Here is a 14,610-nt window from a genome sequence, read left to right as displayed (position 1 = left end):
CCCATTCGTGGGGGAGCGTGCGCGCCTCCCCACCCTAGCGTCTCCTTGCCTAACTCAAGTAATGTTCTTCAGGACCTGGTCGGAGTGACCGGAGCCGTCCACATGGCGACCACGACGTCACCGAGGCCGGTGGCCGCGTCGTGCCAGGTGGCGCGGGGTGTCGGGGTGTTCTCGGCGAGGGCGCGCTCACGGTCGGCGGCCATGTGCACGATCAGATGGCGGGCCATCTCGGCGCGCTCGGCGCGGACGTCGGCGGGCAGTTCGGGCAGGCAGCGGTTCAGGCCCTCGACGATCTGCCGGAGCGAGGGCGAGGACATGGATTCCTCGACCATGATCTGCTGGAGCACGGGGTCGGTCATGACCTGTGCGCAGAACCGGGCGAACCAGGTGGGGCTGCCGAGCTCGGCCAGATGTTCGGGCACGGGCCGGACCAGGCAGTCCACCCAGTCTCGTACGTCCGTGGAACCCCGGGCCCCGGCCAGGAGCCGGGCGCGGATCGACTCGATACGGACGTGGTGCTTGCGGGCGATCGCCCGGACCAGGTCGGCCTTGGTGCCGAAGTGGTAGCCGACCGCGGCGTTGTTGCCCTGCCCCGCGGCCTCGCTGACCTGCCGGTTGGACACCGCGAGGACACCGCGCTCGGCGAAGAGGCGCTCGGCCGCGGTCAGGATCAGCTCCCGGGTCGCGTGGACCTGCTCCTCGCGTACCGTCCTGCCCGCCATGCTCACCACCGCACCGGGACTTCGCTGCCCCCTCCGGCGGCCAGCCCCTGGAGCCGCCCGGGGTCCGCCGACGGTGCGGCGCGTTCCAGTGCCGGAAGCCTACGCAACGGCACGCCGAGGACGGTGCGCAGGACCGCACGCCGAGGACGGTGCGCAGCACCGCACGGCCCCGCGGAGACCTGAGCACGGAGCCCGGTAAGCTAAGTCAATCACCTGACTTAAACGCGGTCCGGCTGCGGCCCCGCTTCCCTGCCCTGGAGGCCCTTTCATGTCCGACGCTCCCGCCGGATCCGCCGACGCGGGTGCCGTGGCCCCGCCGCGGCCGAACGCCGTGGTGGCGGTGCTGGCCTTCGCCGGAATCGTCGTCTCGCTGATGCAGACCCTGGTCATCCCGATCGTGCCGGAGCTGCCCAAGCTGCTCGACGCCCCGGCCTCGGACACCGCGTGGGCGGTCACCGCGACCCTGCTCGCGGCAGCGGTCGCCACCCCGGTCGTGGGGCGGCTCGGCGACATGTTCGGCAAGCGGCGGATGCTGCTGGTCAGCGTGGTGATGCTGGTGGCCGGGTCGGTGGCCTGCGGTCTCAGCGACGCCCTGGGCCCGATGATCGCCGGCCGTGCCCTCCAGGGGCTGTCCTCCGGTGTCATCCCGCTCGGCATCAGCATCATGCGCGACGAACTGCCCGCCGAGCGCCTGGCCGGCGCGACCGCGCTGATGAGCGCCTCCCTCGGTGTCGGCGGCGCCCTGGGGCTGCCGACCGCCGCGCTGATCGCGGACAACTTCGACTGGCACGTCCTGTTCTGGGCCTCGGCGGTGATGGGCGCGACAGCCCTGGTCCTGGTCCTGGTGTTCGTGCCGGAGTCCCGGGTGCGCACCGGCGGCCGCTTCGACGCGGTCGGCGCGGTCGGCATGGCCGCCGGACTGGTCTCCCTGCTGCTGGTCATCTCCAAGGGCGCCGACTGGGGCTGGACCAGCGGCACCACGCTCGGCCTGTTCGCGGCGGCCGTGATCATCCTGTTGGCCTGGGGCTTCTTCGAACTGCGCACCACCCAGCCGCTGGTCGACCTGCGCACCACCGCCCGCCGCCAGGTGCTCTTCACCAACCTCGCCTCGATCGCCATCGGCTTCTCGATGTTCGCGATGTCGCTGGTCCTGCCGCAGCTGCTCCAGCTGCCCACCCGGACGGGCTACGGCCTGGGCAGGTCCCTGCTGACCGCCGGTCTGGTCATGGCCCCGTCCGGTCTGGTGATGATGGCCCTGGCACCGGTCTCCGCGGCCGTCTCCAAGGCCAAGGGTCCCAAGGTGACGCTGATGATCGGCGCGCTGATCGTGGCCGCCGGCTACGGGCTGAACATCGTGCTGTTGTCCGCGGTCTGGCACCTGGTGCTGGTCTCCTGCGTGATCGGCGCCGGCATCGGGTTCACATACGGCTCCATGCCCGCCCTCATCATGGGCGCCGTGCCCGCTTCGGAGACGGCGGCCGCCAACAGCCTCAACACCCTGATGCGGTCCATCGGTACGTCGACGGCGAGCGCCATCGCCGGGGTCGTACTGGCGCAGATGACGATCGATCTGGGCGGCTACGCGCTGCCGTCCGAGAACGGCTTCAGGACCGTCATGGCGATCGGCGCGGGTGCCGCGCTCCTCGCCTTCGCCCTCGCCTCCTTCATCCCGCGCCCGCGCGCCGCGACCTTGGCGGCGGTCCCCGCACCGGCCGCGGAGACGTCCGCCGGGGCACCGTCCTGACGCGGTCGCTTCCCGCCTGACGGCCGCCGACCCGCGGCCGTCAGGTCCTGCGCAGGGAGGATCCCGCCGCCGCCGCGTACTGCGTTGTCAGTAGGCGCGTTGTCGGCGGTGGTACGACGCCGTACGGACCCGTGTCGGCGAGACTGGCGACCAGACCTGCGGACGGGGGCCGTGCGGTCCGCTCGGCCGGGACGGGTCACCGCGGCCGCACCCGGCGGGCCTCGGCCACCGTGGTTCCAGGACGACCGGAGAGCCCATGAGCACCCCCTTGCGGCGCTACGCCGACGATCATGTCCGTACGGTCGTCGCCAGGACGGCCGCGCTGCGGCTGCCCGGGCTCCGGTACGGCGGCGAGGGCCGGCCCCGCCCCCACCGGCCGGACCCGGTGGGGCACCCCCGCCTCCCCCTCGACCGCACCGCCCCGGAACGCCAGGAACGGACCCCATGACCATCCGCGTACTGCTCGCCGACGACCAGGCTCTGCTGCGGGCCACGTTCCGGATCCTCATCGACTCGTGCGACGACATGGAGGTGGTCGCGGAGGCCACCGACGGCGCCGCGGCGGTCGATCTGGCGCAGGTCCACCGTCCCGACGTGATCCTCATGGACATCCGCATGCCGGGGACCGACGGGCTGGCCGCCACGTCCGTGATCTGCGCGGATCCGGAGCTGTCGGACACGCGGGTGCTGATCCTGACCACGTTCGAGATCGACGAGTACGTCGCGCAGGCATTGCGGTCCGGGGCCAGCGGCTTCCTCGGCAAGGACGTCACCGCCGAGGCCCTGCTCGACGGCATCCGCACGGTGGCGGCCGGTGACTCCTTGCTCTCCCCCGGCGCCACCCGCACCCTGATCACGAGGTTCCTCGCGGCGCCGGGACTCGGCACCCGCCTGGCGGCCGCCGACGACCTTTCCGGGCTCACCACCCGGGAACGCGAGGTGATGGCGTGGGTCGCCGAGGGGCACTCCAACGAGGTGATCGCGGGGAAGCTCTTCGTCAGCCCCCTGACCGTGCGCACCCACGTCCACCGCGCGATGACCAAGCTGGGTGCCCGGGACCGTGCCCAGCTCGTCGTGATGGCCTATCAGTCGGGTCTGGTGCAGCCGCTTCCGCCCGGGGAACGCTGATCCCTCATCTCTCGGAGAGTTCCTCCAGCCACTGCTGAAGCAGGGCCGACTCCGCGGTCGTGAGCGTCGGCGGCAGGTCGGCACGCAGACGGGCCGCGAGGGTGGCGGCCGCGGCGGGCACCGAGCTGTCGTCTCGCGCCGCGTCCACATCGGTGTCGGTGTCGGTGTCGGCGGGCCGGGTCACCGAGTCCAGCACCGCGTCGCGCAGCCGCTGCGAGAACTTCATGTCCGTGTACTGCTCGGGTCTGGTCAGCATCGACAGGGCCGCCCCGACGTTGGCGGACATGATCATCTGTGTGGCCAGCGCGGGCGGCACCGTCAACCGCCCTTCCGCCGCGCAGCGTTCGAGGATGCCGTGCAGCAGGTCGTGCGCCTCCTGGGCCGCGGCCGGGGGGACGGTCAGCTCGGGCGAGTACATCAGGCGGTAGTGGCTGGGGTGCTCCAGCGCGAAGCGCATATGGGTGTCCCAGCCGCTCTTCAGATCCTCGACCGGATCCGCGCTCGGTCGCGCCGCCCGCTTGGACGCGAGGTACCGCTCGAATCCCCGGTCGACGACGGCGGCCAGCAGCCCGGCCTTGTCGCCGAAGAGCCGGTAGAGCATCGGCGCCCCCACCCCGGCCTTCTCGCACACCGCGCGCGTGGAGACATCGGCGGCCGACGCACCGGCCAGCAGCTCGGTGGCCGCGGTCAGGATCTTTTCCCTCGCATCCATGCCCCCCACCGTACGACACTCGTAGCATTGATACGAGAGGAGGGTTACCGTCGCTACGAAATGTGTTATCGTCGATACGAGCAATCCGTAGCAGCGCTAACAGAGGATGCAGCCATGACCACCCAGCCCCGGACGGAACAGCGTGTCGCGATCGTGACCGGCGGATCGCGCGGCATCGGACGGCAGATCGCCCAGCAGCTCGCCGCCGACGGCTTCGCGGTCGTCGTCGGGTACGCGGGCAACAAGGACGCCGCCGACGAAGCCGTGCGGGCCATCGAGGAGGCGGGCGGCACCGCTCGCGCCGCCCGCGCGGACGTCGCCGACGAGACGGCGGTCGCCGCCCTGTTCGACCTCACGGAGACCACGTACGGCGGGGTCGACGCGGTGGTCCACTCCGCGGGCCGGATGCCCCTCTCCCCGATCGCCGATCTCGACCTGGCGGAGCTCGACGCCCTGTACCGCACCAACATCCGCGGCACCTTCGTCGTCGACCAGCAGGCCGCGCGCCGACTGCGCCCGGGCGGCGCGCTCGTCAACCTCTCCAGCTCGGTCGTCGGGCTCGCCTTTCCCGGATACGGCGCCTACGCGGCCAGCAAGGGCGCGGTCGAGGCCGTGACCCTGATCCTCGCCCGTGAGCTCCGCGGCCGTGACGTCACCGTCAACGCGGTGGCCCCCGGTCCGACGGCGACCGACCTCTTCCTCGACGGCAAGGACGAGGAGACCGTCGCCCGCCTGGCGGCACAGCCCCCACTGGAGCGACTCGGGACGCCGAAGGACATCGCCAACGTCGTGTCGTTCCTGGTGAGCCCGGCGGGCCACTGGGTCAACGGCCAGGTACTGCGGGCCAACGGCGGCATCATCTGACCCCGCCGACGCCGCTCCTTCTTCTCCACCCGAGGCATGGAGTCGCCCAGGGTGTCGAGATCCTCAAGCCAAGGTCTGAGCAGCCCCCGGGGCGGCGCCCGTTCAGGGGAAACCGGGGCGCGGAGAGCGTGACCGCCCGTGCTCGCGTCGACAAGTCACCCGTGACCCTCCCCCTGATCCCGCCCATGCTCGCCACCCCCGGTACCCTGCCGCCCGCCTCCCAGGACGCGCGCTGGGCCTACGAGACCAAGCAGGACGGCCAGCGGGTGGTGGTCTACCTCGCCGGGAACGGCGAGGTGGTACTGCGCGCCCGGTCCGGGGAGGAGATCACCGGCGCCTATCCCGAACTGCGGTCGCTCGGCGGTGCGCTCGGCACCACCCCCGCGGTGCTCGACGGAGAGATCCTGGCACTGGACGAACAGGGCCGCGCCGACTTCCAGTTGCTGCAACCGCGCATGCAGCTGGCCCACGCCCCCGGCAGAGCCGCACGCCGGGCGGCCGAAGCACCGGTCCATGTCGTGCTGTTCGACCTGATGCACCTGGGCCGAAGCTCGCTCCTCGCCCTCCCCTACGCGCGGCGGCGGGCGCGACTGGACGAGCTGGGACTCGCCGGACCGCACTGGTCCACACCCGCCGCCCTCGTCGGCCACGGCGAGCAGGCCCTGCGCGCCACTCGTGAACACGGCCTGGAAGGCCTGGTCTGCAAGCGGCTCGACTCGGTGTACGAACCCGGGGTGCGCTCCCGCGCCTGGATCAAGATCCGCAACATGCGCAGCGAGGACGTCGTCGTGGGCGGCTGGCTGCCCGGCAAGGGCCGGCTCACGGGCCTGCCGGGCGCGGTGCTGGTCGGACAGCGGGGCGCGGGGCGGCTGCGGTACGTCGGCAGCGTGGGCACCGGCTGGAGCGAGAGGGAACGGACGGAGCTGGCCTCGCTGTTGGCCGCCGCGGCGACGGACGTATGCCCCTTCGATCCCGTGCCGCGGGTCCCGGGCGCACGCTGGGTGCTGCCCCGGCTGGTCGGCGAGGTCCGCTACAGCACCCGTACCCGGGCGGGGTTGCTGCGTCAGCCGTCCTGGCTGCGGCTGCGCCCGGATCTCGCGCCGGAGGACTCCGCCGCCGACCTCCCCGACCCGCCTGCGTGATCCGGCTGTTGGGCGGACCGTAACCGGAGCGACGCCTTCTACCTCTTGGCGTGGACATGGAAACCGGGGAAGCTGAACCCCCCAGTAACCCCACAGCCGTTGGGCTGCGCCCGGACCACGAGGAGGACGCAGTGGCGTCACCGTCGTTCAAGAAGCACCGCACGAGATGGTTCACCGGCCTGGCCGGCGCCGCCGCGCTCGTCGTCGCCTTCCCCTCCGCCGCGTTCGCCGCCCCGCCCAAGGCGCTGCCCGCCAACGCCGAGAGTGCCGAGTACACCTACCAGCCGGCCTTCGACTACGACACGGACGGCTGCTACTCGACGCCCGCCATCGGCCCCGACGGCACGATCAACGGCGGTCTGAACCCGACGGGTTCGCTCAGCGGCGAGTGCCATGACGCCTCGGACCTGGACAACACCAACACGTACTCGCGCTACAAGTGCAACAACGGCTGGTGCGCCTACATGTACGGCCTGTACTTCGAGAAGGACCAGGCCGTGGCGAACAGCAGCATCGGCGGGCACCGGCACGACTGGGAGCACGTCGTGATCTGGGTGCAGAACGGCACGATCCAGTACGTGTCGACCTCCGCCCACGGAGGGTTCACGGTGAGCGCGACCTCCGCAGTCCGCTTCGACGGCACGCACGCCAAGATCGTCTACCACAAGGACGGCGTCCGAACGCACTGCTTCCGGCTGGCCAACTCCAACGACGAGCCGCCGGAGAACGCCAAGGGCACCTGGCAGTACCCGCCCCTGGTCGGCTGGAACGGCTATCCGTCGGGACTGCGCGACAAGCTGAGCGCCTACGACTTCGGCAGCGCCAACTTCGGTCTCAAGGACGCCAACTTCGCCGCCCACCTGACATCGGCGAAGCCGTCGGGGATCTCGTTCGATCCCAACGCCTGACCGGTGACACGATCGGGCGCCGGACGTAGGTCCCCCGCTCCCGCGGGTTCCGTCCCGCGCCCGATCCCCGCCGGCCCGCCCCCGGCATAGCGTCCAGTTCATGGACACGACCAATACGAGCGACACCAGCGGGTACCTCGAAGAAGCCCTGGACCGCGTCCACGCGGCGGGCCCGGAGCGAGAGGGCTGGCTGAGCAACCACGCCCCCATGGTGGTCGAGGCGCTCGCCGCACACGGACAGGCCGGCTCGGTGCACCGCTGGCTGGACCTGTACCGGGACAAGCTGGAGGACTTCCCCGACCGCACCAACCCGGTCACGGACGTCAACTGGCCCTCGGCACTGGGTGATCCGCGCCGGATCACGGACTGGACCGACTATTTCTCCCGCACCCTCGCCGAGCGCCCGTGGCAGGACGTCCTCGCCGAATGGTGGCCCCGCCTGCTGCCGGGCATGTACGGCGGTGCCACGCACACCGTCATCCGCGTCGGCCACGCCGTCCGCGCCCTGGCGGCCCACGAGAACGCGCCCCGGGTCACCGAACTGGCGCACGCGCTGGGCTACTGGGCGGCACGGCACCAGCCCGTGACCGGGTTCGTGGAACTGCCGGGTGCGACGAGGGCCGCGGACGCCCTGGAAGCCGTACCGGCCATCGAGCCGGGGCACGTGGGGTTCCTGAACCGCCTGTCCGCCGTACGCCGACTGCCCGTGTGGGCCCATGACGTCACCGACCCGGACACCGCGAAGGAGCGGCTGACCGAACTGGTCCGCGCCGCGACCCACCGCTACGCCACCCACGGCCACGGCGAGCCGACCATGCTCGTACACGCGGCCACGGCCCCCAACGCCGTACTGCGGACCCTGGATTCCCTGCCCCGCGACCAGTGGGTGCCGAGCCTGCACGCGGCCTGGACGGCGTCGGCCGCGGTCACGGCGATGTACGCGCCGACGGCACCGGTCGCCCGCGTCCCTCCCGCGCGCCTGACTCCCGAGGAGGTGGTGGAGCGAGCACTCGCCCACGGCGACGAACACGTCATCAAGCTCACCGACACGGCCCTGGACGTCGGCGACGAGCAGGCTCTCGCGGCCGCCCTGCGCTCGGTCGAACTCAGCGAGCCGCTCACCTGAGGCCTGCGCGGAGGTTCTGGTGGACGCGTCCGCCCCGGGCAAAAGATGCGCTGCTCCTTACCCGTTGGCCCCTGAGCGTCAAACGCCGAACCTCCGCAGGGTCTATCGTGTCCCGCATGTCCCTCCCGGAACTGATCCGCATCGTCTCCCGTGACTCTCCGATGGCGCTGGCCCAAGTGGAGCGTGTCAGAAGCGAGTTGGCGTCCCTCTACCCCGGTGTGCGCACCGAGGTCGTGCCGGTGAAAACGACCGGGGACAAGTGGATGGGCGACCTGTCGAAGGTCGAGGGCAAGGGCGCGTTCACCAAGGAGGTCGACGCCGCGCTGCTGGCCGGCGAGGCCGATCTCGCGGTGCACTGTGTGAAGGATGTCCCCGCCGACCGGCCGCTCCCGGCGGGCACCACGTTCGCGGCGTTCCTGAAGCGGGACGACGTCCGTGACGCCCTGATCCACCCGGGCGGCCTCACTCTGGACGAGCTCCCGGAGGGCACCCGCATCGGCACCTCCTCGGTGCGCCGCGTGGCCCAGTTGGCCGCCACTCACCCGCACCTGGAGTGCGTCCCGTTCCGCGGCAACGCCAACCGGCGACTGGCGAAGCTGGCGGCGGGTGAAGCCGACGCGCTGCTGCTCGCGGTCGCCGGCCTGGAGCGCATCGGCCGCGAGGACGTGATCAGCGAGGTCCTCTCCCCAGAGACGATGATGCCGCCGATCGGCGCGGGCATCCTCGCGCTCCAGTGCCGGGAGGGCGACACCGAGCTGATCGAGACGGTCAGCGCCCTGGGAGACCCGGACACCTTCCGGGAAGCCACCGCCGAGCGCATGTTCCTGCACGTTCTGCAGGGCCACTGCAACAGCCCCATCGCGGGGTACGCGCGCGTGGACCACGCCGGCGAACTGTCCCTGAGGGCCTGCGTGTTCACGCCGGACGGCAAGACGCGGCTGAACGCCCACGAGTGGGCGGGCCGCCTCGACCCGGCCACGCTGGGCACCTCGGTCGCGGTGGCGCTGCTGCGTCAGGGTGCCCGCGAGATCATCGACGGCATCCCGCACTGACGCCCACGCGGGATCAGGCGGTGCCCTCTTCGGCCTGGTCCCGCAGGAAGTTGCTGATCTGGCAGGCCAGGCCCTCGCGGCCCACGCCCACGTGCGAGGCACCCTCGTCGAGTCCGATGCCGCCCGCCCACAGCCGGCGGTCGGCCCACTCGTCGTCGACCCGCAGCTGGATCTGCACGTCGATCTGGTTCAGGCTCGTCTCCGGTCCCGCCGCGAACAGTACGGCGGTGGCGCGGCGCAGCGGGTAGACGTCGAAGCCCTCGATGAACTGCGAGTTCCGCCAGTCGATGAAGGCGCTCTCGCCGTCCGGGCCGATCCGCACGTCGATCTGGCCGTCCTCGAGATGGACGGTCGGATGCAGGTCCCCGCGGTTCTCGACGGTCACCCGGACGCTGAAATAGGTGAGCCCTTCGGCGGCGTCGTCGCGTCCACGCGGCGGCTCGGCCGCCTCCAGACGGTGGACGCGGACACGCAGACCGGCATGCTCGTCGTACTCCTGCCAGTCCCCGACCACGTTCGGCTCGTACACAGTGCACCCCATCGACCTCAGAGAGCTGCTTCCTATCTGTGTGCTCAATGCACTGTCAAATGAGCAGAATGCGCTGTGGCCAGGTACTTCACCCCCTTTGATCGCTGATCAAGCCGTGCGCAGGAAGAATCCGCCAGGCGGCCGGAAAAATCCTTCCACGGGCGTGCCGCACATCACGTTCCGCACGCATGATCAACGGGCCAGTCGGCCGAGGAGCGAGGAGGCCGCGGTGATGCCGAGCGCGGCGGCCAAGGCCAGCACCCCGAAGTCGAGCGCCAGATGGGCGGGCGTGCCGAGGAGGAGGCCCCGCAGGGCGTCGACTTCGTAGCTGAGCGGGTTCACCTTGCTGACGGCCTGGAGCCAGCCCGGCATGACGGACAGCGGGTACAGGGCGTTGGAGCCGAAGAACAGCGGCATGGTGATGGCCTGCCCGATGCCCATCAGGCGGTCCCTGCTGAGCACGATGCCGGCGATGGTCATCGACAGGCAGGAGAAGAACGCCGAGCCGAGGATCACGATCACGCCGACGCCGAGGAGCTTGAGCGGGTTCCAGGTCAGGGACACCCCAAGGAGGGCGGCGATGACGATCACGACGACGGCCTGGATCAGCGACTTCACGCCGGCCGCGAAGGCCTTCCCGGTGGTCAGTGCCGAGCGCGGAGTCGGGGTGACCAGGAGTTTGTTGAGGATGCCCGCGTCCCGCTCCCAGATGATCTGGATGCCGTAGAAGATCGCGATGAACATCGCCGACTGGGCGATGATGCCGGGCGCCAGATAGTCGATGTAGGGGATGCCCTGGGTGGGGATCGCCTTGATGCGGGTGAAGGTCTGGCCGAAGATCAGCAGCCACAGGGCGGGCTGGACCGCGCGGGTGTAGAGCTCGGTGCGGTCGTGGCGGAGTTTCTGGAGCTCGACGGCGCACATCGCCACGACCCGGGCGGGCAGCAGTCGCCAGCCCGCGCGGGGCTCCGGCGGGCGGAGCAGCAGGCTGATGGAGCCGGGGTCAGCCGACACGGTTCGCGGTGCGGCGGGTGCTTCGGACATCGCGGAAATCCCCTCCTTCGTCTTCGAGTCCGCTGCCTGCGACGTCACGGAAGACGTCCTCCAGGGTCGGCAGGGTGTCGGTGCCCCGCTTCTCGGCCAGTGACCGCCTGAGCTCGACGGGGGTGCCGAGGGCGCGGACGCGGCCGCGGTGCATGAGGCCGACCCGGTCGCAGTACTGGTCGGCCTCGTCCATGTAGTGGGTGGTCACGAGGACGGTCATGCCGGTCGCCTCGCGTACGGCGTTGATGTGCTCCCACACACCGGTGCGGGCGATCGGGTCGAGGCCGATGGTCGGCTCGTCGAGGATCAGCAGCCGGGGCGCGCTGACCAGGGCCTGGGCGAGCTCCAGCCGGCGGACCATGCCGCCGGAGTAGGTGCCGGCGAGCCGGTCGGCGGCGTCGGTGAGGTCGACGGCGCCCAGGGCCTGGGCGACGCGCTCGGCGCGTTCCTTGCGGGCGACGTCGAAGACGCGGGCGAACAGGGTGACGTTCTCCCGGCCGGTCAGGTTGGCGTCGGCGGACAGCTGCTGGGGGACGTAGCCGAGCAGCCGGCGTACGGCCATCGGATCGGCGGCGGTGTCGCGGCCGAACACGTGGATCATGCCGGCCGGGACGGGGAGCAGGGTGGTGATGCAGCGGATGGCGGTGGTCTTGCCGGCGCCGTTGGGGCCGAGCAGTCCGAAGACCTCGCCCTCCTGGACGGTCAGGTCCAGAGCGTCCACGGCCTTCGTGTCACCGAAGGCGTAGGTCAGCCCCGTACAGGAAACAGCTTCGGGTGTCATGCGTCCTCGGCCTCCTCGTGGAGATTGACGGCGAGCGCGCGCAGGGCGGGGAGCGCGGCGCGCAGGGCCTCCTGATCGGCCGCGTCCAGCCGGGTGACGTGCCGGCCCACGAGCGCGACCCGACGCTGCTTCCAGTCCCTGAGCCGCGCCTCGGCCTTCTCGGTGAGCAGCAGCCGGGCGGCGCGCCGGTCGGCGGGGTCGGTCTCGCGGACCAGGTGGCCCTCCTTGACCAGCTGGTTGACCAGGGTCGAGACGGAGTTCCCGGCCAGCATCAACTCTCTGGCGGCGTCGGAGACGCCGATGCCGGGCCGTGACTGGACCAGGCGCAGCAACTCGACCTCGGCGCCGCGCAGGCGTGGCACGGTCAGTCCGGCGCGCAGCCTGCGCCTGAGCAGCCGCTGGACGCCCACGAGGGCGTCGGCCAGCTCTTCGGGGAAGGTTTCTTCGTCCACACCATCGAGATTACCTCTGAGTCAGAGGTAATCTCCCCCAAAGATCGGTCAAGCACATACGTGATGATTGGCGTATTTGTTTCATTTCATCCGAGAGCGGGAATCCACTCAGAAGTGCTTCGGACATGAGGCACGTCCGTGGGAGCCCCACCGAGCGGCCCCGGATGTCTCGTCGCAGGTCCGAGTGCGCGCTCCTCCCACGATGTCTGTCCATCCAGCACCGCTCAGGGAGGTGCGCGACATGTCCGTCGCCACCAGAACAAAGCCGCATCCGCACGACGACGCCCCCGACACCAACGCGGCGTTCGAGCGCATGGCCCAGCTGCCCGACGGTCCGGAGCGCAAGGTTCTGCGGGACGAGCTCATAGAACTCTGGCTGCCCATGGCCGAACGGATCGCCGTCCGCTTCCGCGGCCGCGGGGAGTCCCTCGAAGACCTCTACCAGGTGGCCGCCCTCGGCCTCGTCAAGGCGGTCGACCACTACGACCCGGCGCGCGGCAGCGCCTTCGAGGCGTACGCGGTGCCCACCGTGACCGGCGAGATCAAGCGGCACTTCCGCGACCACATGTGGACGCTGCACGTGCCGCGCCGGGTGCAGGACCTGCGCAACCGGGTGCGGCAGGCCTCGAAGGAGCTGTCCCAGGTCGCCGGACGGACGCCCACCGTCGCCGAGATCGCCGAGCGGGCGCATCTGACCGAGGACGAGGTGCGCACCGGCGCGGAGGCCCTGGACTGCTTCTCGGCGCTGTCGCTGGAGGCGGAGATGCCCGGCACCGACGGCTACGCCCTGGGCGACGCGCTCGGCGGCCCGGATCCCGGCTACGACGTCGTCGTCGACCGTGTGGCCATCGGGCCCTGCCTCAAGGCCCTGCCGGAGCGTGAGCGGACCATCCTGTACCTGCGCTTCTTCCGGGGCATGACCCAGAGCGGAATCGCCGAGGAACTCGGCATCTCGCAGATGCATGTCTCCCGGCTGCTCAGCACGTGCTTCGCGCACCTGCGGGAGGAGGTCCTGGCCGACGCCGACTGAGCCCTCGGGGCGCGGTCACTCAGGAGAAGTCACTCGGACGACGCCCCGGGGACCTGTGTGGGGCCGTACCGGTCGAGAGCCTCTTCGAGCTCCACGCGGATCTCCCTGGGGATCTCTCCGGACCGTGCCCAGATGAGGATCAGCTCCGCGACGTTGCGCAGCTTGATGTTCGTGTGCTGGGAGACGTCCTTCAGTACTTCCCAGCCCTCGTCCGGGGTGATCCTGCCGAGCGCGACGACCATGCCGATGGCCTGGTCCACGACGGCGTGGGAGGCGACCGCTTCCTTGAGCTGGCCGATCTCCTCCTGCAGCGCGAAGATCCGGTCCGACTCGTCGGCGGGTTCGCTCGGTACGACTGGCACGCTTCCATCCTGTCACCCGGACGGGTCCGCGCCACCGGGGCGGAGGCGAACGGGGCCACCGTTTCGGCGGCGTCCCCGGGGTACTCGGCAGGCGCCCGAGGTGGTTCCGGACGGACACTGGGCGTAGACCGGCCGGTGGCCGCCGGCCGACGAGAGCGGGACACGACTGCCATGAACCACGATTCGAGACATCCCGCCGCGACCGCGGACGTCGTCTCCACCCACCATGTGTTCGGCGCTCCCTGCTGGGTGAGCCTGACCAGCCGCGACCAGCAGGCCACGGAGGACTTCTACGGGGCCGTTCTCGGCTGGGAGTGGAAGCCCGCGAAACTCGGCGAGCGTTTCCGGGTCGCGCTGGCGGACGGCACGCCGGTCGCCGGGATCGCCGCGGTGGCGTCGATGTGGCAGATGGCGGTGGCCTGGACGCCGTACTTCGCGGTGCCCAGCGCGGACGAGGCGGCGGCCCGCGTGCAGGAACGCGGCGGCACGCTGGCGGTCGGCCCGCTGTCCTTCCCGCCGGGGCGGGCGGCTCTGCTCTCCGACCGTGACGGAGCGGCCTTCGGTGTCTGGGAGGGCGATCTCGTCGCGAGCTGGGAGATGTGGCACCGGGCCCAGCCGGCCTTCGTACGGCTGCACACCCGCGACGCGTTCGACGCCGCGATCTTCTACGGCGAGGTCCTCGACTGGGCGACGGAGCGCCCCGAGTGCTGCGAGGTCCGCTACGAGGGCGGCGAGGTGGTGCTGCGCAGCCGCGGCGACGTGGTGGCGCGCATCGAGTCGGGGGCGCTGGGCTCGGCCCCCGACCCCGCGATCCGGCCGCACTGGCAGGTCCACTTCGCGGTCGCGGACGTGGCGGCCTGCGCCAAGGCGGCGGAGGTCCACGGCGGCAGCGTCCTCTCCCACGACACCACCGAGGCCGTCCTGCGCGACCCCGACGGCGCCCAGTTCACCGTGACCTCACGCCGCACACGCTGAAGGCGAGCGCACGGCCCCGCCCCACCCCCGGTCGCAGAC

The 14,610-nt window shown here is 71.2% G+C and carries 17 protein-coding genes; 10 read left to right on the top strand and 7 right to left on the bottom strand.

The window, feature by feature from the left end:
- Positions 1–68: 68 nt before the first annotated feature.
- On the bottom strand, positions 69–722 hold the full coding sequence (locus ACGFWE_RS24655) for a TetR/AcrR family transcriptional regulator (RefSeq protein WP_393601745.1): 654 nt from the start codon (positions 720–722) through the stop codon (positions 69–71).
- A gap of 268 nt (positions 723–990) precedes the next feature.
- Between ACGFWE_RS24655 and ACGFWE_RS24650 the strand changes: the two genes are divergently transcribed.
- The 3 genes from ACGFWE_RS24650 (at position 991) to ACGFWE_RS24640 (ending at position 3,594) form a co-directional block, all read left to right on the top strand.
- A complete protein-coding gene (locus tag ACGFWE_RS24650; RefSeq protein ID WP_393601743.1) occupies positions 991–2,466 on the top strand; it encodes an MFS transporter in 1,476 nt (491 codons plus the stop codon).
- A 256-nt stretch (positions 2,467–2,722) separates the two neighbouring features.
- Positions 2,723–2,914, top strand: a complete 192-nt coding sequence (locus ACGFWE_RS24645) for a hypothetical protein (protein ID WP_352389846.1) — start codon at positions 2,723–2,725, stop codon at positions 2,912–2,914.
- Entirely contained in the window at positions 2,911–3,594 is a 684-nt protein-coding gene (locus ACGFWE_RS24640) for a response regulator (protein ID WP_393601741.1), read from the top strand. The genes ACGFWE_RS24645 and ACGFWE_RS24640 overlap by 4 nt, the downstream gene beginning before the upstream one ends.
- Positions 3,595–3,598: 4 nt before the next feature.
- Here the strand turns inward: ACGFWE_RS24640 and ACGFWE_RS24635 are convergent, their stop codons facing one another.
- Complete coding sequence (locus ACGFWE_RS24635; RefSeq protein WP_352389848.1) at positions 3,599–4,306, bottom strand: TetR/AcrR family transcriptional regulator; 708 nt, start codon at positions 4,304–4,306, stop codon at positions 3,599–3,601.
- Between the two features lie 114 nt (positions 4,307–4,420).
- On the opposite strand from ACGFWE_RS24635, the gene ACGFWE_RS24630 reads away from it, so the two are divergent.
- From ACGFWE_RS24630 to hemC, 5 genes are all read left to right on the top strand, one after another.
- Positions 4,421–5,170, top strand: coding sequence for an SDR family oxidoreductase (locus ACGFWE_RS24630; protein WP_352389849.1), 750 nt, complete (start codon positions 4,421–4,423; stop codon positions 5,168–5,170).
- Between the two features lie 161 nt (positions 5,171–5,331).
- Positions 5,332–6,312 (top strand): ATP-dependent DNA ligase, encoded by a 981-nt coding sequence (locus ACGFWE_RS24625; RefSeq protein WP_393601983.1) that lies wholly within the window; start codon positions 5,332–5,334, stop codon positions 6,310–6,312.
- Between the two features lie 131 nt (positions 6,313–6,443).
- Positions 6,444–7,220 carry an NPP1 family protein gene (locus tag ACGFWE_RS24620; protein ID WP_393601738.1) on the top strand — a complete coding sequence of 259 codons (777 nt, stop codon included), beginning with the start codon at positions 6,444–6,446 and terminating at the stop codon, positions 7,218–7,220.
- 100 nt (positions 7,221–7,320) lie between these two features.
- Entirely contained in the window at positions 7,321–8,346 is a 1,026-nt protein-coding gene (locus tag ACGFWE_RS24615) for a questin oxidase family protein (RefSeq protein ID WP_393601736.1), read from the top strand.
- Positions 8,347–8,462: 116 nt separating this feature from the next.
- Positions 8,463–9,398 carry a hydroxymethylbilane synthase gene (gene hemC, locus ACGFWE_RS24610; RefSeq protein WP_352389852.1) on the top strand — a complete coding sequence of 312 codons (936 nt, stop codon included), beginning with the start codon at positions 8,463–8,465 and terminating at the stop codon, positions 9,396–9,398.
- A gap of 13 nt (positions 9,399–9,411) precedes the next feature.
- Here hemC and ACGFWE_RS24605 read toward each other — a convergent pair whose 3' ends face one another.
- From ACGFWE_RS24605 to ACGFWE_RS24590, 4 genes are all read right to left on the bottom strand, one after another.
- Entirely contained in the window at positions 9,412–9,927 is a 516-nt protein-coding gene (locus tag ACGFWE_RS24605; RefSeq protein WP_352389853.1) for a hypothetical protein, read from the bottom strand.
- Positions 9,928–10,119: 192 nt separating this feature from the next.
- The gene (locus ACGFWE_RS24600; protein WP_393601734.1) at positions 10,120–10,971 is read right to left on the bottom strand and encodes an ABC transporter permease; all 852 of its coding nucleotides are present in this window, start codon (positions 10,969–10,971) and stop codon (positions 10,120–10,122) included.
- Positions 10,931–11,752 (bottom strand): ABC transporter ATP-binding protein, encoded by an 822-nt coding sequence (locus ACGFWE_RS24595; RefSeq protein ID WP_393601732.1) that lies wholly within the window; start codon positions 11,750–11,752, stop codon positions 10,931–10,933. Before ACGFWE_RS24595 ends, ACGFWE_RS24600 begins: the two co-directional genes overlap by 41 nt.
- Complete coding sequence (locus ACGFWE_RS24590; RefSeq protein ID WP_393601730.1) at positions 11,749–12,204, bottom strand: MarR family winged helix-turn-helix transcriptional regulator; 456 nt, start codon at positions 12,202–12,204, stop codon at positions 11,749–11,751. Before ACGFWE_RS24590 ends, ACGFWE_RS24595 begins: the two co-directional genes overlap by 4 nt.
- 241 nt (positions 12,205–12,445) lie before the next feature.
- Here ACGFWE_RS24590 and ACGFWE_RS24585 point away from each other — a divergent pair, with 241 nt between their 5' ends.
- Positions 12,446–13,234, top strand: a complete 789-nt coding sequence (locus tag ACGFWE_RS24585; RefSeq protein WP_352389857.1) for an RNA polymerase sigma factor SigF — start codon at positions 12,446–12,448, stop codon at positions 13,232–13,234.
- A gap of 29 nt (positions 13,235–13,263) precedes the next feature.
- Here the strand turns inward: ACGFWE_RS24585 and ACGFWE_RS24580 are convergent, their stop codons facing one another.
- Positions 13,264–13,596 (bottom strand): ANTAR domain-containing protein, encoded by a 333-nt coding sequence (locus ACGFWE_RS24580; protein WP_352389858.1) that lies wholly within the window; start codon positions 13,594–13,596, stop codon positions 13,264–13,266.
- A gap of 171 nt (positions 13,597–13,767) precedes the next feature.
- On the opposite strand from ACGFWE_RS24580, the gene ACGFWE_RS24575 reads away from it, so the two are divergent.
- Positions 13,768–14,571: a VOC family protein gene (locus ACGFWE_RS24575; protein ID WP_393601728.1), complete on the top strand. Its 804-nt coding sequence runs from the start codon at positions 13,768–13,770 to the stop codon at positions 14,569–14,571.
- Positions 14,572–14,610: the final 39 nt, after the last annotated feature.

It is taken from the genome of Streptomyces sp. NPDC048523 (genome assembly GCF_043199815.1).
Lineage (GTDB): Bacteria > Actinomycetota > Actinomycetes > Streptomycetales > Streptomycetaceae > Streptomyces.
The sequence above is the reverse complement of the archived record's forward strand: the minus strand, read 5'-3'. Positions and strand labels throughout refer to the sequence as shown.